14 protein-coding genes are annotated in these 19,067 nt (G+C 74.7%); 7 read left to right on the top strand and 7 right to left on the bottom strand.

The annotated features are described in order from the left end of the window. Positions 1-36: 36 nt before the first annotated feature. A complete protein-coding gene (locus tag BM142_RS14875; protein WP_092200300.1) occupies positions 37-1,044 on the bottom strand; it encodes an oxamate carbamoyltransferase subunit AllH family protein in 1,008 nt (335 codons plus the stop codon). 302 nt (positions 1,045-1,346) lie between these two features. Between BM142_RS14875 and BM142_RS14880 the strand changes: the two genes are divergently transcribed. Further along, positions 1,347-3,257, top strand: coding sequence for a helix-turn-helix domain-containing protein (locus BM142_RS14880; RefSeq protein WP_254790974.1), 1,911 nt, complete (start codon positions 1,347-1,349; stop codon positions 3,255-3,257). Positions 3,258-3,370: 113 nt separating this feature from the next. Beyond that, positions 3,371-4,105 (top strand): DUF5995 family protein, encoded by a 735-nt coding sequence (locus BM142_RS14885; RefSeq protein WP_092200304.1) that lies wholly within the window; start codon positions 3,371-3,373, stop codon positions 4,103-4,105. A gap of 266 nt (positions 4,106-4,371) precedes the next feature. Here BM142_RS14885 and BM142_RS14890 read toward each other — a convergent pair whose 3' ends face one another. Continuing rightward, positions 4,372-5,922 (bottom strand): UDP-N-acetylglucosamine 1-carboxyvinyltransferase, encoded by a 1,551-nt coding sequence (locus BM142_RS14890; RefSeq protein WP_175527287.1) that lies wholly within the window; start codon positions 5,920-5,922, stop codon positions 4,372-4,374. 88 nt (positions 5,923-6,010) lie between these two features. Between BM142_RS14890 and BM142_RS14895 the strand changes: the two genes are divergently transcribed. Together BM142_RS14895 and BM142_RS14900 are read left to right on the top strand one after the other, a co-directional pair. After that, complete coding sequence (locus BM142_RS14895) at positions 6,011-6,880, top strand: SDR family oxidoreductase (RefSeq protein ID WP_254790976.1); 870 nt, start codon at positions 6,011-6,013, stop codon at positions 6,878-6,880. Between the two features lie 145 nt (positions 6,881-7,025). Beyond that, on the top strand, positions 7,026-7,970 hold the full coding sequence (locus BM142_RS14900; protein WP_254790978.1) for a DMT family transporter: 945 nt from the start codon (positions 7,026-7,028) through the stop codon (positions 7,968-7,970). Position 7,971: 1 nt separating this feature from the next. Here BM142_RS14900 and BM142_RS24225 read toward each other — a convergent pair whose 3' ends face one another. Further along, complete coding sequence (locus tag BM142_RS24225) at positions 7,972-8,436, bottom strand: pyridoxamine 5'-phosphate oxidase family protein (protein ID WP_139228891.1); 465 nt, start codon at positions 8,434-8,436, stop codon at positions 7,972-7,974. A 159-nt stretch (positions 8,437-8,595) separates the two neighbouring features. On the opposite strand from BM142_RS24225, the gene BM142_RS14905 reads away from it, so the two are divergent. Then, the gene (locus BM142_RS14905) at positions 8,596-9,609 is read left to right on the top strand and encodes an Acg family FMN-binding oxidoreductase (protein WP_175527288.1); all 1,014 of its coding nucleotides are present in this window, start codon (positions 8,596-8,598) and stop codon (positions 9,607-9,609) included. A gap of 13 nt (positions 9,610-9,622) precedes the next feature. Here the strand turns inward: BM142_RS14905 and BM142_RS14910 are convergent, their stop codons facing one another. From BM142_RS14910 to BM142_RS14920, 3 genes are all read right to left on the bottom strand, one after another. After that, a complete protein-coding gene (locus BM142_RS14910; protein WP_417852097.1) occupies positions 9,623-10,417 on the bottom strand; it encodes a DUF998 domain-containing protein in 795 nt (264 codons plus the stop codon). 46 nt (positions 10,418-10,463) lie between these two features. Next, positions 10,464-10,664 carry a hypothetical protein gene (locus tag BM142_RS14915; protein WP_092200310.1) on the bottom strand — a complete coding sequence of 67 codons (201 nt, stop codon included), beginning with the start codon at positions 10,662-10,664 and terminating at the stop codon, positions 10,464-10,466. Between the two features lie 78 nt (positions 10,665-10,742). Then, on the bottom strand, positions 10,743-11,099 hold the full coding sequence (locus BM142_RS14920) for a hypothetical protein (protein WP_092200313.1): 357 nt from the start codon (positions 11,097-11,099) through the stop codon (positions 10,743-10,745). Positions 11,100-11,518: 419 nt separating this feature from the next. Here BM142_RS14920 and BM142_RS14925 point away from each other — a divergent pair, with 419 nt between their 5' ends. Together BM142_RS14925 and BM142_RS14930 are read left to right on the top strand one after the other, a co-directional pair. Further along, positions 11,519-14,392, top strand: a complete 2,874-nt coding sequence (locus BM142_RS14925; RefSeq protein WP_139228893.1) for an ExeM/NucH family extracellular endonuclease — start codon at positions 11,519-11,521, stop codon at positions 14,390-14,392. Positions 14,393-14,629: 237 nt separating this feature from the next. Beyond that, positions 14,630-17,083, top strand: a complete 2,454-nt coding sequence (locus BM142_RS14930) for a bifunctional metallophosphatase/5'-nucleotidase (protein WP_092200319.1) — start codon at positions 14,630-14,632, stop codon at positions 17,081-17,083. A gap of 109 nt (positions 17,084-17,192) precedes the next feature. Here the strand turns inward: BM142_RS14930 and malQ are convergent, their stop codons facing one another. Beyond that, entirely contained in the window at positions 17,193-19,031 is a 1,839-nt protein-coding gene (gene malQ, locus BM142_RS14935) for a 4-alpha-glucanotransferase (protein WP_092200324.1), read from the bottom strand. Between the last annotated feature and the right edge of the window lie 36 nt (positions 19,032-19,067).

Below are 19,067 nucleotides of genomic sequence, written 5' to 3' on the forward strand. Positions count from 1 at the left end.
CCTCGCAGGCTCGGCGCGGGCCCCTGGAGGGTGGCCTCAGCGGGGGCGGGTGGTCCGCTCCACCAGGTCGATGGCGGTGGACAGGCCCAGGGCCATCGCCCGGCCGCTGGTCGAGCCGGTGGACAGCAGCCGCGCCACGGCCGGCGCGAGGGGGCGCTCCCCGACGAGCCCGTGGAGCACGGCGGCGTACTCGGCGCTGACCCGGCCCGAGGCGGCGTGCCGGAGGAGGGCCCGGGACAGCTCGGTGGTGCGCCCGGCGGCCAGCGCGTAGACACCCGCGGCGAACCGCTCGGCCGACGGGTGGCCCAGCAGCACCAGCCCGGCGATCGTCCCGGCCATCACGTCGTCCCCGGCCGGGGTCAGCCCGGGGCCGAGGCCGATCAGCCGGGTGGCGGTGCGCAGCGCGGCCTCGAGATCGGCCCGGCGCACCGCCCCGCGCAGGGCGGCCAGCGGACCGCCCGGGCCGACCGGCAGGCCGGGCAGCGTGAAGGCGCTGTGCGGGACGCCCTCGCCGTAGAGCGCGTTGCGGAGCTGGCGCACGCCCTCGGGGAGGAGCGCCGGCCGCAGGCTGGGCAGCTTCGGCCGCGGGTTCCACCAGGCAGCCGCGCTCACCGCCAGGTCCCCCACGACGATGCGGCCGCCGCCGACCTCGGCCGGTGCGCCGACCGGCAGGGCGACCAGCGGCCGGCCGTTGCTCGGCCGGAACAGCACGCAGCCCAGCGGCAGCCGCGCGGCATCGTTGGTCATGACCCCCACGACGTCGCCGCCGCGGTCGTTCGGGACGTGCAGGTACACCGCGGCCGGCAGGCTCAGCAGCACCCGGGCCGGACGGACCGGGCCCCGCAGCAGCTCGGCGATCCCCGTGCTGGCCGCCGCGGGCACGGCCGTGGCCGCACGGGCGGGGCGCGCGGTGCGTGCGGCCGCCTGGGCCGAGTCGCGGGGGAGCGGGAAGGTGGGAACTCCTGCGCGCGCGGCGCGACCGCGCTGCGCGTCGTCCGTCTGCGGGCGGCTGCCCGGGGCGGTGGTTCCATCGATCGTGCGCATCGGTGCGACCCTTCGGCGGAGGGGCGACGGGAGGTGCCCAGTACCCCCCGCTCGGCCCCGGCCCATTCCGGCCCGCGGCAGGAGGGGCGGTGGCCGCCGGGGTCCGACGACCGCCTACCATCCAGCGAAACGGGATGGACCGGGTCTCGAACCTATTCGGCGCGTCGCACGGCGTCTCATGGCGGAACTCGCCAAGAATGAACCGCAGCGTCCAGGGACTCCTGACAGCCACGAGTGGTGTGGCAACCTGAACCGCGACAAGAAGGGGATATGTCGTGACCCAGGGTGATGCTTCGCTCGTCGTGCCGACGCACCGTGACGGGTCCCTCCCTTTCCGGCGTAACTGGGCCGTCGACGAGTCGCGGGTCGAGGTGCCGCGCGACGACCGGACCAGCTGGCAGGAACGGATGGGTCTCACGGTCGAGGAGGCGCTGCAGCTCCCCGGCCTCGCCGGTGCCTCGGTGGCCGCCGGTGCCGCGGGGCTGGGCCGCGTCGTCCGCCACATGGTCGTCGACGACCCGGCGAACCCGCTCTCGGCGGCCGGCCCGGACGTCCTCGTCGTCCTCGGGGCACGGCTGCCGCCGGCCGATCCGGCGAACTACCGAGCGCTGGTCGAGCGCCTGGACTCGATGGGCACCGCCGCCCTGGCCTTCCGCCGGACGGAGGGCCCGGCGCCCGTGCCCGGGGAGGTCCTCGCCGAGGCCGAGCGCCGGGGCCTCCCGGTGCTCGCGCTGCCGGGTGGGGTCCGCGCCGACGAGATGGTGTCCGAGGTGCTGGGCGCCGTCGTCGCCAAGCAGAGCCAGGCGCTGGCGCTCTCCTCCCGGATGGACGACGAGTTCATCGGCGTCGCGCTCAGCGGCGGGGGGCTGGCCGAGGTCACCCAGCGGCTGGCCGTGATGCTCGAGGGGGCCGCCGTCCTGGGGCTCGGGCCCGACCGCGAGGTGGTGACCAGCGCGGGGCCGCGGGACGACGTGGTGGAGATCAGCGACTGGCTGTGGCTGCTCGACGCCGCGGCCGACGACGAGCTGGCGGCCATGACGCCGTCCGGCCGGCTGTCCGGCGTCCGCGCGGACCAGACGGTGGTGACCCCGGCCGACCTGGACGCCGACCTGTCACCGGCCGACGGCATCCTGCTGGTGCCCGGTCACCACCAGCTGCCGGGCGGGGTGGGGGAGTACGCGGTCGCCCCGATCATGGCCGGCGACCAGCGGCACGGCTGGCTGGTGGCGGTGCACCGCACCGGCGAGCTGATGCTCGGCGCCGGTGGCGTGCTCGAACGTGCCGCGGTCATCGCCGCCCTCTCGGTCATCCGGCTGCAGGCGGTCCACTCGGTGGAGCTGCGCTTCCAGGGTGACCTGGTGCGCCGGCTGGTCGGTGGCGCGGTCGGCCACACCGAGCGGACGCTGGCCTACACCCGGTCGTTCGGCTGGCGGCTCGACGGGCCGGTCGCCGTGCTGGTCACCGCCACCGAGACCGTCGCGGACGCGGCCGCCGACCCGACCAAGGCCCTCGACGTCCTCGACCGGCTGGCCGACGGGTGGCGCGCCGCGCTGGAGCCCGAGGTCGCCGGGGCCGCCGTCGCCGGGCTGGCCACCGAGATCGTCACGTTGCTGCCGCTGGACGGCCGGACCGCCGAGGAGCTGTCCGCCCTGGTCTCCGCCGTCACCTCGCGGGTGAACGGCCGGCTGCGCCGCGTGGGCCGGCTGCTCGGCACCGGCATCGGCCGCCCGGCGACGTCGCTGTCGGCGCTGCAGGAGGCCCACCGCCAGGCGCAGCGGGCGCTCGGCGTCGGCCAGGAGATCCACGGCGGCTCCGCGGTGACGCACTTCGACCAGCTGGGCGTGTTCCGGTTGCTGTCGCTCATCCCCGACAGCACCGAGCTGCGGACCTACGTCGACGAGGTGCTCGGCCCGCTGGCCGACGCCGCCGACGCGGATTCCGCGGACCTGCGCGACACCCTGCGGGTGCTGCTGGAGACCAACCTCAACGTGGCGGAGTCGGCCCGGCGACTGCACTTCCACTACAACACCATGCGGTACCGGATCGGCAAGCTCGAGCGGCTGCTGGGCCCGTTCACCACCGACCCGACGCTGCGGCTGAACCTGCTGCTGGCGCTGCACGCCGCCCGCATGCGCGGGCTGGACCAGCCGCACCGGCCGCCGGTCGACGCCGTGGGTCCGTCCCCGGACGACGGCCTCGACGCCCTGCTCTGACGAAGGACCCCGTTGTCCCGACTGCTCGGAGAAGGATCCCGTCCTCCCGACCCCTCGCACGCTCGGGGCGAGCCTCTCGAGGGAGCCGGGATCCCTGCACCGGGGGCCGGGACGTGACCGAGGCCGTCGCCGCCGTGGTGGCGCGCATGGAGGCGCTGCTCGCCCCGCTGGAGGCGGCGGGCGATCCGGCGCGCTGCTTCCTCGGCACCTACCTGCGCACCACGCGGGCGGTCGGGGTGGCGCTCGCCCGGGGCCGGTTCGAGGACCCGGAATGGGTCGCCGCCTGGGACGTGGACTTCGCGGGGCTCTACCTCGACGCGCTCGAGATCTCCCGGCACTCGCCGGACGCGGTCGCCGCCCCGTGGCGGCGGGCCTTCGGCGCAGATCCGGGACTGCGGCCCGAGGCGCACGTCCTGCTCGGCATGAACGCGCACATCAACTACGACCTGCCCCAGTCGCTGCTCGCCGTCATCCCGCCCGACGACTTCGCCTCGCCGTCCCTGCTGGACCGGCGCCGGCGCGACCACGAGCGGATCGACGACGTCCTGGCCGCCCGGATCGGGGAGGAGGACGTCGCGCTGCAGGGCGCGGGCGGTCGCCGCACGCCGCTGGACCGCCTGCTCGCGCCGGTGAACCGCCGGGCGAGCCGGACCTTCCTGCGCGAGTCCCGCCGGAAGGTGTGGGCCAACACCTCCGCGCTGCACGCCGCGCGGATGCAGGGGGAGGCGGCCTACGCCGTGCGGCTGGCCGACCTGGAGGCGGCCAGCGCCGAGCGGGTCGCCGACCTCCTCCGCCCGGGACCGGTGCTGGTGCGGCTGGCCCTGCACGGGTTCGGCGTCACCGTCTGAGCCCGCTCCGGACCCACGCATCCGTCCCGGGCCCGCTCCGGACCCACGCACCCGTCCCGGGCCCGCTCCGGACCCACGCACCCGTCCCGGGCCCGCTCCGGACCCACGCACCCGTCCCGGGCCCGCTCCGGACCCACGCGCCCCGCCTGCTCCCGTAGGGCTCGCCCCGGCGCGTCCTCCCTCGCCGTAGCGCGTCCTCCCTCGCCGTCCACCGTGGGGGAGGACGCCCGATGATCAGGGAAGCTGATCATGGCGGGCGGGGCGGGTCAGTCGTGGAAGACCTCGATGGCGGCGCCCATCTCGATGAGTCGCTCGTAGAGCTGCTCGTAGCCGCGGGCGATGATGTCGACGTTGCGCAGCACCGAGGTGCCCTTCGCGGCCAGCATCGCCAGGAGGATGACCACCGCCGGGCGCAGCGCGGGCGGGCAGATGACCTCCGCGCTCGACCAGTGGGTCGGGCCGTTGACCAGCACGCGGTGCGGGTCCATCAGCCGCACGTCGGCGCCCAGGCGGGTCAGGTCCGACAGGTGGATGGCCCGGTTGTCGTAGACCCAGTCGTGGATCAGCGTCGACCCGGCGGCCTGCGCCGCGATGACGGCGAAGAACGGCAGGTTGTCGATGTTGAGGCCCGGGAACGGCATCGGGTGGATCTTGTCGATCGGCGCGCGCAGCTCCGACGGGTGGATCGTGATGTCGGCGAGCCGGGTGTGGCCGTTGTCGGCGAGGTACTCCGCGGACAGCTCGTAGCGCAGCCCCATCTCGGCCAGCACGGCGAGCTCGATCTCCAGGAAGTCCACCGGGGCCCGCTGGACGGTCAGCTCCGAGCCGGTGACGATGCCGGCCGTCAGCAGGCTCATCGCCTCCACCGGGTCCTCGCTGATCGTGTAGTCCACGTCGGCGTCGAGCACCGGGCGCCCGTGCACGACCAGCGTCGTGGTCCCGAGGCCCTCGATGCCGACGCCGAGCAGCTCCAGGTACAGGCAGAGGTCCTGGACCATGTAGTTGGAGCTGGCGTTGCGGATGACCGTCGTGCCGTCGGTGCGGGCGGCGGCGAGCAGGGCGTTCTCGGTGACGGTGTCGCCGCGCTCGGTCAGCACGATGGCGCGAGCCGGGGCGCCGGTGTGCTGCACGGTCGCGTGGTACTCCCCGGCGCGCGCCTCGATCTCCAGGCCGAACGGGCGCAGCGCGATCATGTGCGGCTGCACGGTCCGGGTGCCGAGGTCGCAGCCCCCGGCGTAGGGCAGCTCGAAGGTCTGCGCGCGGTGCAGCAGCGGCCCCAGGAACATGATGATGCTGCGGGTCCGCCGGGCCGCGTCGGCGTCGATCGCGGCCAGGTCGAGGGCGTCCGGGACGACGAGGGTGAGGTCGTGCCCCTCGTCGTCCCACGTCGCCGAGACGCCGATGGACCGGAGCACGTCGAGCAGCCGTTCCACCTCGACGATCCGGGCCACGTTGCGCAGCGTCGTCCGGCCGCGGTTGAGCAGGGCCGCGCAGAGCAGGGCGACGGCGGCGTTCTTCGACGACTTCACCGCCACGCTGCCGCGCAGCGGGTGTCCCCCCGCGACGCGCAGGTGGGTCGGACCCGTCGGGCCCAGGCTGATCAGCTCGCTCTCCAGCGCCGCGGACAGCCGGCCGAGCAGCTCGAGGGTCAGGTTCTGGTTGCCCTGCTCGATCCGGGCCACGGCGCTCTGGCTCGTGCCCAGCCGGGCGGCCAGCTGCTGCTGGGTGAGGCCCCGGTGCAGCCGGGCGTCGCGGACGAGCGAGCCGATGCGCGTCGTGGTGTGGGCGGTGTCGGTCGGGATGTCCGTGGGCGTCACGGACGCACACGCTATCTCTTCTGTGAGATAGGGATCGGTCCGGACCCGACTCCGGCCCGAGAGGGCAGTTCCGGTCGCCGGGGTCGGCGTGTCCGAGCGTGTCGCCGACGCCAACTGCCTTCTCGGTGTCCTGCACGTGGCCGACCACCGCGTCGTGCCGTGGGCGGGAGGGGTGTTCCGGCGCGGCCTGTCGCGAGAGACTGCGGTCATGGACGTACTCGTCACCGGTGCGACCGGTCGGCTCGGCACCCGGCTCGTGGAACCGCTGCAGGCGGCCGGGCACTCCGTGCGGCGGATGTCGCGCCGTGGCGCCGGGCCCGGTGGCGTCCGCGGGGACCTCGCCACCGGCTTCGACCTGGCGACGGCGCTGGCCGGTGCGGAGGTGGTCGTGCACGCCGCCAGCGACCCGCGCGGCGATCCGTGGCAGGTCGACGTCGCCGGCACCCGGCGCCTCGTGCAGGGCGTGGACCGCGACCGCCTCCGCCACCTGGTCTACGTGTCGATCGTCGGGGTGGACCGCATCCCGTACGGCTACTACCGCGCGAAGTTCGCCGCCGAGCAGGTGCTGCTGGCCTCCGGGCTGCCGGTGACGCTGCTGCGCATCACCCAGTTCCACGACTTCGTCGACGACCTGCTCGACACCGCCCGCCGGGGCCCCGTGCTGCCGGTGCCGATGGGCTGGCGCGTGCAGCCGGTCGACGTGGGGGAGGCGGCGCAGCACGTGGTCGACGTCGTGGGCCGGCCACCGACCGGCGACGTCGTCGAGTACGGGGGTCCCGAGGACCTGTCGGCCGCCGACCTGGCCCGTGCCTGGGTCGCCGCGCGGGCGCCGGGCACGCACGTGGTGGCGACCCCGGTGCCCGGGAAGCTCGGAGCGGCCTTCCGCGACGGAGCCGCCGTCTCCACCGGCGGCGAGCGGGGCCGGCGGACCTACGCGGAGCACCTGCACGGCTCCTGAGGGACCGGCCGCGTCCGCAGGGCGCGGCGCTCGTGCGCTCCGGGACCGAGGCGTTCCTGCCAGGTCCCGCGGCAGGACGGACGGGTGACGGTGCGACGACCGGAAACCGCCGGAAAGCGTCGTCCCTGCCGCCTACGGTCCCTCCGTGAGCATCCAGACCCCGGCCCGCGCCCTGCCCTCGGCTGCGCCGGACGGCCGCACGGTCGCGGCCGTCGTCGTCACCGTCCTCGCCTGGGCCTCGGCCTTCGTCGCCATCCGGGGGGTGGGCCAGGACATCTCGCCGGGGGCGCTCGCGCTGGGCCGGCTGCTGATCGGGACGGCGGTCCTCGGCCTGCTCATGGTGGGCCGCGGCTGGGTGCGCCCGCAGGGGCGGGAGTGGGGCCTGCTCGCCGTGTGCGGGATCGGCTGGTTCGGCGTGTACAACGTGGCGCTCAACGCCGCCGAGCAGCACCTGGACGCCGGCACCACCGCGATGCTGGTGAACATCGGGCCGATCCTCATCGCCGTCTTCGCCGGGCTGCTGCTGGGCGAGGGGTTCCCGCACTGGCTGATCGCCGGGATCACCGTCGCCTTCGCCGGCGTCGTCCTCATCGGAGCCGCCACCCGCAGCTCGGAGACCGACCTCGTGGGAGTGGCGCTCTGCCTGGTCGCGGCGGTCACCTACGCCGCCGGCGTGGTGGCCCAGAAGCCGCTGCTGCGCCGGCTGCCCGGCCTGCAGGTGACGTTCCTGGCCTGTGCGACGGGCGCGGTGTGCTGCCTGCCGTGGGCCGGCGTCCTCGCCGACGACCTGGCGGCCGCGCCGGCGGGCTCGATCCTCGGCATGGTCTACCTGGGTGTGGTGCCCACCGCCGTGGCCTTCAGCACCTGGGCGTACGCGCTGCGCCGCATGGACGCCGGCCGCCTCGGGGTCACGACCTACCTGGTGCCACCGCTGGTCATCCTGCTGGGCTGGCTGCTGCTGGCGGAGGTGCCACCGGCGCTCGCCCTGGTCGGCGGCGCCGTCTGCCTCGTCGGCGTGGCGCTGTCCCGCCGCCGGGAGCGGGTGCGGACACCGGTGCCGGTCGCGCAGGAAGCCGGCCCGACGGTCTGACTCAGCGGTAGGCCCGGGGGTCGACGGCCGGCGGCAGCTCGCCGGGCACGATCCGCCGGCCGGAGATGTCGTGGGTGATCAGCCGCAACCAGGTGCCGTGCTCGCCGGGGGCCCACGGCTGGACACCCGTCGCCAGCGTGCGGGCGACGAGCTCGGCGCGGTGCTCCTCGCCCACCTCCTCGGCCTGGCCCCGGACCAGCACGCTCCACCCGCTCCGCGTCTGCCGGTCGATCTCGTCGACCTCGAAGGTGACGTTGGCGTGGGGAGCGGCGCGCAGCAGGGTCCCCGGCCGGGTCCGGACGACCACCGTCGTGCCGTCCAGCCCGTAGTTCACCGGCAGGATGAGGGGATAGTGCTCGGCGTTGATGCCGATCCGGCCGATCTCGTGCGTGGCCAGGAGGCGGTAGCACTCGTCGGTGGGGATGGTCTGCATCGAAGCTCCGGGCCGGCCCGCGGCGTTCGTCATGGGCCCATCCTGGCGAGCGCCGGCGGCTCCTGCAGCCCGCCGTGCGGCGACGGCCCCCGGGCCGGGCCGAGCGCGCGTCCGCGAAGATGGGGTAGGCAGGGACCAGGGCCGGAGCGCGGACGTCGTGTCGCCGGTGCACGGACGAGCCAGGAGGTCGGCGTGGAGGAGCAGGGCTGGACGCAGGTGGTGGCCGCGGCCACGCGGGCGCCGTCGATCCACAACACGCAGCCGTGGCGGTTCGTCGCCACGCCCGACCGGCTCGAGGTGTTCTTCGACCGCGACCGCGCCCTCCCGGTGCTCGACCCGACCGGCCGGCAGCAGGTGATCAGCTGCGGGAGCGCGGTGGAGTTCGCGGTCGTGGCGCTGTCCGCGGCCGGCTACGACGGCGAGGTCGACCTGCTCACCGACGACGGCGATCCCGACCACCTGGCGTCGATCGAGGTCACCGGCACCCGCCCGGCCACGGACGAGGACCGGGCGCTGGCCGCGGCGATCGGGCAGCGGCACACCGTGCGGGCGCCCTTCCAGCCACGCGCGGTGCCGCCCGAGCTGGTGGACCGCCTGCAGCAGGAGGCGCGGCTGCACGACACCTGGGTCAAGCCGATCACCCGCTCCGAGGAGGAGGTCGCAACCGTCTTCCTCATCTCCCGGGCGGAGGAGATGGAGCAGGGCGACCCGGCCTACCGGGAAGAGCTGGAGCGCTGGATGCGCACCGATCCCACCGCGGTGGACGGCGTCCCCGTCGAGGCGGTGCCCAGCGACGACCCGCACACGCGTCCCTCCAACTGGCTGATCCGGGACTTCGTCGTCGGTCAGCGGGAGCAGCACGCCTTCCTGCCGCCGGGCGACCCGGATGCGCCTCCGCCGGAGGTGGAGCGGCCGACCGTCGTCCTGCTGGGCACCGCGGGGGACGACCGGTTCGCGTGGCTGCAGGCCGGCCGTGCCCTGGGACGCCTCCTGCTGGTCGCCACCGCGACCGGCCTGGCGGCGTCGCCGCTCACCCAGGCCCTCGACTGGCCGGCCACGCGCACCAGGATGCAGTCCCGCCTCTCGCTGGTGGGGCATCCGCAGATGCTGCTGCGCATGGGCTACCCGCCCGACACCTCCACGGGTGCGGTCAGCGGTCGCCGGCCGGTCGCCGACGTGCTGCGCTTCGAGCCTGCCGGGAGCTGAGCGGCGTCCGCGGTCAGTCGCGCCGGCCGCGCGACCCCCACAGGTCCTCCGACTCGTCGGTCTCCGGCCGGCCGCCGGCGTCCCGCCGGGCGGCGGCTGCCAGGGCGGCGTCCCGTTCGCGGTCCCGGGCCGCCTTCGCGGCCCGTTCCTGCGCGCGCTCCTCCCGCCGGCTTCCCGGCGCCGAGGGGTCCCGGTCGGCCGCGCCCGGCGCCTCGGGCCCGAGCCGCCAGAGCGCGGCGGCGGCCACGGCCAGCCCGAGCGGCAGAGGGTAGGCAGCGGCCCGTTCGGTGCCGCCCTCGCCCAGATAGCCGGTGACGCCGGTCAGGAAGAAGACGGTCGCTGCGGTGGCCACGAGCCCGAGCAGCGCCAGGGTCGTGCCCACCGCCTCAGACCGGGAGCGGACGGCGTAGGCCAGGGCGATGAGGCCCAGGCCGCCGCCGACGAGGTAGAGGACCGCGCCGACCGCGTGCAGGGTGGAGTTCCCGTCGGTCGGGAACACGCCCACGAGCAGGACCCCGAGCGACGCGGCGCCCAGCAGCACCGGAACCGCCGTGGCGGCGCCCCGGAGGAGGGCCGGGCGGAGCAGCAGGGCCCCGGTGAGGATCAACGCGCTCTGGACCACGAAGGAGGCGTTCATCAGCTCCCGCCCGGCCGAGTCCGAGGCGCCGAGCGCACTGATGACGTCGTCGATCCGGCTGTACGGGCCGTCGACGCGGGCCTGCGCGATCGCCTCCAGCACGAAGAACTGCAGGGTCAGCAACCACGCGATCGCGCCCCAGCGCAGACGGTTCCGGTTCACGGCGCCCATGGTCCCAGGCCGGCCCTGCGCGCCCCGGCCCGAGTCGGTCGGGATGTCAGTCGGTCGCGGAGTGGAACTCGGCGCCGGCCGGGTCCGCGTCGTCCGAGCCCACCGCCTGGCGTTCCTGCTCGGTGCGGTGCTCGAGGACCTCGTCGCCCGGGCGCGGGTCCTTGGCGTGCTGCGTGCGGTCGCGGGTCACGTTCTCCTCGGGCGTGATGACGTCGTCGAGGTTCGGGGTGTCGTGCGGGCCGGTCATCGGTGCTCCGTCCGGTTCGAGCGGTCAACGGTCGGCAATCCCATAGCCGCCCCGGGAGGGGCCTAACCGCCGGCGAGGTCAGCGCGGTTCCAGCCGGGCGGCGGGCAGCCAGGCCTCGACCAGAGCGGCGCCGTGCGGACCGGTGACGGAGTAGACGACGCGGCCCTGCCAGGTTCCTGCCCGCTGCCGCCATTCCACGAGCAGCCCCGGCCAGGTCCCGGGAGCCCCGGCCGGGTCCCGCACCCAGCAGTGCCGGCCCTCGCCGCCGTCCCCGGCCGCGGCGTAGCCGTCGGGGCGCCCGTCCGCCGGCGGCGTGGTGGGCCGGCGGGGACCGGCCTCGAGCGGGCCCGGGGAGGCCCCGGAGGCGACGCCGGAGCTCGCGGCACGCTCGCCCAGCGAGCGCCCGGAGCGCCCTCGTTGCATGCCGCCGGCCATGGGAGCAGTCTCGCACGGCGATCGAACACACGTTCGAGACGCGGCGCGCGGACGCGACGGCGCGTCCTGCAGACACGCGGGGCGTGTCGGGTTGTGACAACGACCACTCGGTCTCGGGTCAAGGTCCCCGTCCGGCCGCCGTATGCGGCCGCGAGTGCCCGCGCCGCGCCGTCACTGTCCGGAGCTGAACCTGGACGCCACGTGGGGACGTTGTGCGGTGAACCGGTACCCCGCCCCAGATCGTGGGCAACGCGTCACCCAATGGTCACTGAGCGCTCCTACGGTCCCGCCGTCATCTCTTCCTCCGGAAGGAACAACGCGTGCCCGCACATCCCGGCACCACGTCACGCCGAACCGCTCGTGCGGTGGCGCGACGTGCCGCCCTCGGCACCGCGGCTGCGTCCCTCGCAGTCGTGGGCATGCCCGCCATCGCTCTCGCAGCGCCGCCGACCACTCCGTTCATCTCCGAGATCCACTACGACAACACCGGTGCGGACACCGAGGAATTCGTCGAGGTGCAGCTCCCGCCCGGCACGAGCTCCGCCGGCATGTCGATCGTTCTCTACAACGGCAGCAACGGCACCGCGTACGGCACGCTCGCCCTCCCGGCCGCGACCGCACCTGCAGACCGGCCGGCCGTGGTGTCCGTCGACGGTCCCTCCGGCGGCATCCAGAACGGCGACCCGGACGGACTGGCGCTGATCAGCGGCGGCGCCGTCGTGGAGTTCCTCTCCTACGAGGGCGTCTTCCCAGCGACCGACGGCCTCGCCGCGGGCATGACGAGCACGGACATCGGCGTCGCGGAGGAGCCGGTGCCCCCCGTGGGCCAGTCGCTGTCCCGCGGCTACGACGCAGGATCCGACGCGCTCGTGTGGTCGGGCCCGGCCGCCGCGACGCGGGACACGGTGAACTCCACCGGTCCGGATGAGGAGGAGCCGCCGCCGGACGCCGAGGTCTGCGACGTGACGCCGACGCACGAGATCGGGGCGGTCCAGGGCACCGGGGACACCACCCCGCTCGACGGCCAGCAGGTCACCGTGCAGGGCGTCGTGGTGGGCGACCTGCCGGGCATGTCGGGCTTCTTCCTCCAGGACGCCGACGGTGACGGCGACCCCGCCACGTCCGACGGCGTCTTCGTGTTCAGCCCCCTCGCGGTCGACCTCGGCGACACCGTCGCCGCGACCGGCACCGCCGAGGAGTACTTCCTGCAGACCCAGGTCAGTGCCGGCAGCTCCGCCGAGGTGTGCACGGACGGCACGGCCACGGACCTTCCCGGGCCCACGGCACTGGACCTGCCGGCCGACGACTCCGCCCGCGAGCGGCTCGAGGGCATGCTGGTCGCCCCCGCGGACACCCTCACCGTGAGCGAGGTCTACGACCTCACCAGCTTCGGTGACCTGACCCTGTCCGAGGGCGGCCTGCTCGTGCAGCCGACCGAGCTCGCCCGCCCGGGCGAGGCAGCCGAGGCCATCGCCGAGCAGAACGAGCTGCGCCGCATCGTGCTCGACGACGGGGTCAGAGGCCGGCTCAGCGTGGAGACCGCCCCCTACCTGACGCCGGAGACGCCGGTCCGGGTCGGTGACGAGCTCGACCTCACCGAGCCGCTGGTCCTGGGGTACGGCTTCGACCTGTGGCGGCTGTTCCCGGCCGACGGCACGGCGGAGGGGGTGTTCGCCCCGCAGAACACCCGGCCGGAGTCGCCCGACGAGGTCGGCGGCGACGTCCAGGTCGGCGCCTTCAACGTGCTGAACTACTTCCTGACGTTCGGCGACAGCAGCACCGCCCGCGGCGCCGCGAACGCGGCGGAGTTCGAGGAGCAGGCCGCCAAGATCGTCACGGCGATCAACGAGATGGACGCCGACGTCCTGGCCCTCATGGAGATCGAGGACACCGCCTCCACCGGGTACGGCGACGGCACCCCCGACCAGGCGGTGGCCGACCTCGTCCGGCGGCTGAACGAGGCCGCGGGCACGGAGAAGTGGGCCTTCGCCGCCTTCCCGGAGGAGCTGCTCGCCGTCGACCGGGACGTCATTCGCAACGCGATCATCTACCAGCCCACCGCGGTCACCCCGGTCGGCGACCCGGTGGGCCGGGTCGACGAGGAGAACTTCGACAACGCTCGCGAGCCGATCGCCCAGACGTTCGAGGCCGCGGGGGACCGGTTCACCGTCATCGCCAACCACCTGAAGTCCAAGGGCGGGAGCGGTGCCGGCGGCGACAACGTGGACACCGGTGACGGGCAGGGCGCGTACAACGCCGACCGCACGCGGCAGGCACGGTCCCTGGCGGCCTTCGTCGAGGAGCTCCGCGCGGGCACCGGCGACGACGACGTCATGGTGCTCGGCGACCTCAACGCCTACAGCCAGGAGGACCCGATCGAGGTGCTCCGGGCGGCCGGTCTGACCGACCTGGGCACGCAGTTCGACGAGGGCCGGTACAGCTACGTGTTCGACGACAAGTCGGGGTCCCTGGACCACGCCATGGCCACCGCGAGCCTGACGGCCAAGGTCACCGACGTGGCGCACTGGAACATCAACTCGGTCGAGTCGTTCGCCTACCAGTACGAGGGCGACCCGGAGCTGTACGCACCGCACCAGTTCCGGTCCAGCGACCACGACCCGATCCTCGTCGGCCTCGACCTCGGCGAATCGGCGGAGCCGGAGCCCGAGGTCGGCAACCCGACCGGGCCGGCGAACGGCAACAGCTGGGTGCACCCGCAGGACCGGGTGGCCTACATCGCCGGCTACTTCGTGAACACCGACAGCGTGCCGGTGGACGTCCGGCTGCTGACCGACCACGGCCAGTCGGAGGCGCAGCGGGTGGCCCCGGGCGCGGCGGCCTACCTCACGGTGAACACGGGGCTGGCCGAGCTGCCGGCGGGCACGGCGACGCTCCGGGTGTACAAGAACGTGGGCGGCAAGGGCTACCAGTCGCTGTTCCCGGTCACCTATCCGGGCCGCAGCGCCACCGGGAACCCGCCTGCGACGGGCAACCCGACGGGCGTGGCCAACGGCAACAGCTGGGTGCATCCGCAGGAGCAGGCGGCCTACATCGCCGGCCACTTCGTGAACACCGACGGCGTGCCCGTCGACGTCCGGCTGCTCACCCCGCACGGCCAGTCGCAGGCGCAGCGGGTGGCCCCGGGCGCGGCGGCCTACCTCACGGTGGACACGCAGCTGGCCGAGCTGCCCGCGGGTACCGCCACCTTCCGCGTCTACAAGAACGTGGCCGGCAAGGGCTACCAGTCCCTCTTCCCGGTCGCCTACCCGGCGCGGAGCGCCGCCGGCGAGTGACCCGGGCCCGGTGGCGAGCGTTCCGCGTCACCGGGACCCGGCTGCGCACCAGGTGCCGGACCGGATCTCCGTGAGGGGATCCGGCCCGGCACGGGGCGGGCCGACGGGCCGGTCGTGATCCATCCCACGCGGCGTGCCCCACGTGTCCGCCCCGCCGTCAGTTCGCGTTCACCATGGGACGGAACGGTTCGTCCCGGAACGACCCCTCACCCTCACCTGAAGCTCGGAGAGTTCTCGATGCAATCTGTTCATCGGACGGCGCGCGGAGTCGCCGTCGTCACCGCTGCCGTCGTGGGCGGCGGACTGCTCGGGGTGTCGCCTGCACTGGCTGCCCCCGTCGACGCCCCGGCCGTCACCGGATCCCAGGCCGCCGGCGCTGCGGCGCCGGCGGAGGTCGGCAACCCGACCGGCACCGCCAACGGCAACAGCTGGCTGCACCCGCAGGACCAGGTGGCCTACATCGCCGGCCACTTCGTGAACACCGACAGCGTGCCCGTCGACGTCCGGCTGCTCACCCCGCACGGCCAGTCGGAGGCGCAGCGGGTGGCCCCGGGTGCCGCCGCCTACCTCACGGTGAACACCGGGCTGGCCGAGCTGCCGGCGGGCGAGGCCGAGCTCCGCGTGTACAAGAACGTGGCCGGCAAGGGCTACCAGTCGCTGCTCCCGATCTCCTACCCGGCGCAGAGCGCCGGCGACGGCGGCGGGGACGACGACGGCGTCACGGAACTGCAGCTGCTGGGGATCAACGACTTCCACGGCCGGCTGGACGACGCCGTCGCCCTCGCCGGCACGGTGGAGGAGCAGCGGGCCGCCGAGGGCGTCGACGCGACGCTGCTGCTGTCGGCGGGGGACAACATCGGCGCCTCCCCGTTCGTGTCCTCCGTCCAGCAGGACGTGCCGACGATCGAGGTGCTGAACGAGATGGGCCTGCAGGCCTCCGCCGTCGGCAACCACGAGTTCGACCGCGGGTTCGACGACCTGGTCGGCCGGGTCGGCGTCGACGGGGAGAGCGGTCTGGCCGCCTTCGACTACCTGGGCGCGAACGTCTACCGGGACGGCACCACTCCGGCGCTGCCGGAGTACGCGCTGCTCGACGCGGCGGGCGTGTCCGTCGGTGTCATCGGCGTGGTCACGGAGGAGACCAGCTCCCTGGTGTCGCCGGCCGGCATCGAGGGGATCACCTTCGGCGACCCGGTGGCGGCCACCAACCGCGTGGTCGGGGAGCTCACCGACGGGGTCGGCGACGAGGCGGACGTGATCGTCCTGCTCGCGCACGAGGGCGCTCCGGGCAGCGACTCCGTCGAGGAGGCGCTGGCCGAGGACACCGCGTTCGCCGCCATCGTCAACGGCGTGGACGCCCAGGTGGACGCGATCTTCACCGGCCACACCCACCGGAGCTACGCCTGGGAGGCGCCGGTCCCCGGCGGCGACGACACCCGCCCGGTGATCCAGACCGGGTCCTACGCGGACGCGCTGGGCCGGATCGGGCTGACCTACGAGGCCGCGACCGACGACGTGACCGCGTTCACGGTGGAGAACCTGCCGCTCACCGCCACCCCGGCCGACGAGCTCACCGCGACCTACTCGACGGTCGCCGAGGTGGCCGCGACCGTGGCCGCCGCACAGGCGTACGCCGAGGAGGTGGGCAGCGAGGTGGTCGGGTCGGTGACGGCCGACATCACCCGGGCCTTCACCGAGGCCGGCGCCGAGGACCGCGGGTCCTACTCCGGTCTCGGCGGCCTGGTCGCCGACACCTACGTGTACGGCTCCGAGCTCAGCGCCATCGAGCCGGCCGACCTCGGCCTGGTCAACCCCGGCGGCCTGCGGGCCGACCTGCTGTACGGCGAGAACGGGGAGATCACGCTGGCCGAGGCCAACGAGGTGACGCCGTTCGCCAACGACCTGGTCATCGTGTCGCTGACCGGCGCCCAGCTGGTGCAGGTCCTCGAGCAGCAGTGGCAGCCCGAGGGCAGCTCGCGGCCGTTCCTGGCGCTCGGCACGTCCGAGGAGCTGACCTGGTCCTACGACCCGGCCGCGCCCGCCGGCGAGCGGATCCACAGCGTGCGGATCTCGGACGAGCCGATCGACCTCGGGGCGACCTACCGGGTGGCCACCAACAGCTTCCTGGCCTCCGGTGGGGACAACTTCACCACCTTCGCCGAGGGCACCACCGAGCTGACCGGGCTGATCGACTTCGACTCCTTCCAGGCCTACCTGGAGGACAACTCGCCGCTGAGCCCGGAGGACTACACCGGCCGGGTCACCGTCGGCGAGGCCGAGGAGCCGGCGCCCGCCGCCGGGGTGACGGTGTCGTCGACGACGGTCGCGGTGCGCGAGCGCGTCACGGTCTCGGTCACCGGCTTCGGACCCGCCGAGCGGGTCACGGTGACCCTGGGCGGCGACCGGCTGGGCCGCATCCGCACCGACGCCGACGGCGCCGGCTCGGCGACGGTCCGCATCCCGCGCGGCGCCGGAACCGGTCCGGCCGAGATCGTGGCCACCGGGGCGGACACCGAGCGCGTGGCGACGGTCCCGGTGGAGATCACCGGGCCGCAGCAGCCGGGCAACGGCAACGGGAACGGGAACGGCAACGGGAACGGCGGCACCGTCGGCAGCCCCGCGCCGGGCCAGTTCCTGACCACCCTCCAGGAGCTGCTCCGCACCCTCCTGCGCGGCTGGTTCGCCGGCTGAGCACCGTGCCGACCGGCCACCCCGGCCGGCACGCCCAGCACGACGGCCGGAGGCCGGCTCCCGCACGGGAGCCGGCCTCCGGTCGTGCTGCGCCACGAGGGGTGGCGGCTCAGTCCCCGGACGCCGCGCCCACCCCGTCGGCGAGGGTCTTCGCGACCTGTTGCAGCAGGGGGTGGCCGGCCAGGTCCTCCACGAGGACCGGCAGGGGCAGCGACCAGTTGGGCCGCTCGGTGGTCCCCGGCATGTTCGGCCGGCGGAGCTCCCCGAGCGCGTCGTCGAGCGTGGCGGACAGCAGGGTCGACGGCGCCTGCGCCAGCAGCTCGTGGGCCCGCGTCACGGCGTCCTCCACCGACGCGCCGTCCTCGAGGCCGGGCAGGTGCGCGAGCAGCGACGTCCGTCCGCGAGCCAGCTCCTCCTCGGTGCCGGTGCCGTGCTCCCGCTGCTCCTCGACGTCCTTCCCCGTCCACAGGCCGGCGACCGTCGGCAGGTCGTGCGTGGTGATGGCCGCCATCGCCTCGGCGGGCCACTCCGCCGGGTCGTCCTCCTCGAACCAGAGCAGCCGGTAGGACAGCACGCCGTGCTCGGCCATGGCCTCGCGGACACCGTCCTCGACGGTGCCGAGGTCCTCGCCCACGACGAGCGCCCGCGCGCGGGAGCTCTCCAGCGCGACGATGTCCAGCAGGTCCTCGGCCGGGTAGCGCACGTATGCGCCGTCGGCCGCACTGCCGTCGGACGGCACCCACCACAGCCGGAACAGCCCCATGACGTGGTCGATCCGCAGCCCGCCGGCGCCGGCCATCGTGGCGCGGATCGACTGGACGAACGGCTCGTAGTCGGCGTCCCGCAGCCGCCACGGGATCAGCGGCGGTGAGCCCCAGTCCTGGCCCTGGCTGTTGAACGCGTCCGGCGGCGCACCGACGCTCACGCCCTCGGCCAGCGCCTCCTGCCACGCCCAGGCATCGGCGCCACCGCCGGCGAACCCGATGGGCAGGTCCTGGATGACGGTCATGTCGCCGCTGGCCGCAGCGAGCTGCAGGTCGAGAGCCCACTGCAGCCAGGCGTGGAAGGCCACGACGGCGCCGTGCTGCTCGACGTACGCGGTCAGCTCCGGGCCCTCCGGACGGCGGAGCCCGGCCGGCCAGGTGTGCCAGTCGCCGCCGTGCTCCTCCGCGATCGCCGCCCAGGTCGCCCAGTCCTGCAGCGGCTGGCCCTGCTCCTCGCGCCAGCGGGCGAACGCCTCGCCGCCGCCGTGGGCGAAGAAGATCCGCATCAGGACCTCCCGCTTGCGGGCCCAGATCGCGTCCCGGTCGATCAACGGGCCCCCGGACAGGGCGCGGCCGGCGTCCTCCTCGAGGTCGACGGCGTCGGCGCCCGGCACCTCGGCGACGCGGAGGTAGAGCGGGTTGCGGAACCGCCGGGTCGCCGGCAGGTAGGGGCTTGCCTCCTGCCCCGCGGTGGGGGCGACGGCGTGCAGCGGGTTGATCAGCACGAAGCCGGCGCCCTGCTCGGCGGCCATCCGGCGGATCGCGCGCAGGTCGGCGAGGTCGCCGATGCCCCAGCTCTCGCGGCTCCGGGTCGCGTAGAGCTGGACCGCCCACCCCCAGGAACGGCCCTCCGGCAGCCAGCACCGGCCGGGGGAGACGATCAGCCGGCGGCGGTGCCCCTCCGGCGACTGCAGCCAGTGGTAGCCGAGCGGGAAGTCCGCGGGTAGCTCCCCGTCGACGTGCCGCACCTCGCCGTCCTCGCAGACGACGTCGGCCTCGTCGACCTCGAGCGCGTCCCCCGGCCTGGCCACGATGGGCGCCCGGTCCTCCAGGTCGGCCGGCGGCCGCCCGATCACCTCGCGCAGCCGGTCGATCGTGGCCGGGGCGACCTCGTGCTCGGTGTCGAGGGCGTCCAGCCAGCTCGCGTCGATGCCCCACTCGTCGGTGGTCGGTGTCGGTGTCACCGGGTGATCCTCGCCGGGGCCGGAGAACCGCGCAGC

It is taken from the genome of Blastococcus tunisiensis, from assembly GCF_900112815.1.
In the GTDB taxonomy this organism is placed as follows: Bacteria; Actinomycetota; Actinomycetes; order Mycobacteriales; family Geodermatophilaceae; genus Blastococcus_B; species Blastococcus_B tunisiensis.

Bases quoted from the DNA above. Each gene is read 5' to 3' on its own strand.
- BM142_RS14875 (WP_092200300.1), bottom strand. From the start codon at position 1,044: ATGCGCACGATCGATGGAACCACCGCCCCGGGCAGCCGCCCGCAGACG.
- BM142_RS14920 (WP_092200313.1), bottom strand. From the start codon at position 11,099: ATGGCCGGCGGCATGCAACGAGGGCGCTCCGGGCGCTCGCTGGGCGAG.
- BM142_RS14910 (WP_417852097.1), bottom strand. From the start codon at position 10,417: ATGGGCGCCGTGAACCGGAACCGTCTGCGCTGGGGCGCGATCGCGTGG.
- BM142_RS14915 (WP_092200310.1), bottom strand. From the start codon at position 10,664: ATGACCGGCCCGCACGACACCCCGAACCTCGACGACGTCATCACGCCC.
- BM142_RS14930 (WP_092200319.1), top strand. From the start codon at position 14,630: ATGCAATCTGTTCATCGGACGGCGCGCGGAGTCGCCGTCGTCACCGCT.
- BM142_RS24225 (WP_139228891.1), bottom strand. From the start codon at position 8,436: ATGACGAACGCCGCGGGCCGGCCCGGAGCTTCGATGCAGACCATCCCC.
- BM142_RS14925 (WP_139228893.1), top strand. From the start codon at position 11,519: ATGCCCGCCATCGCTCTCGCAGCGCCGCCGACCACTCCGTTCATCTCC.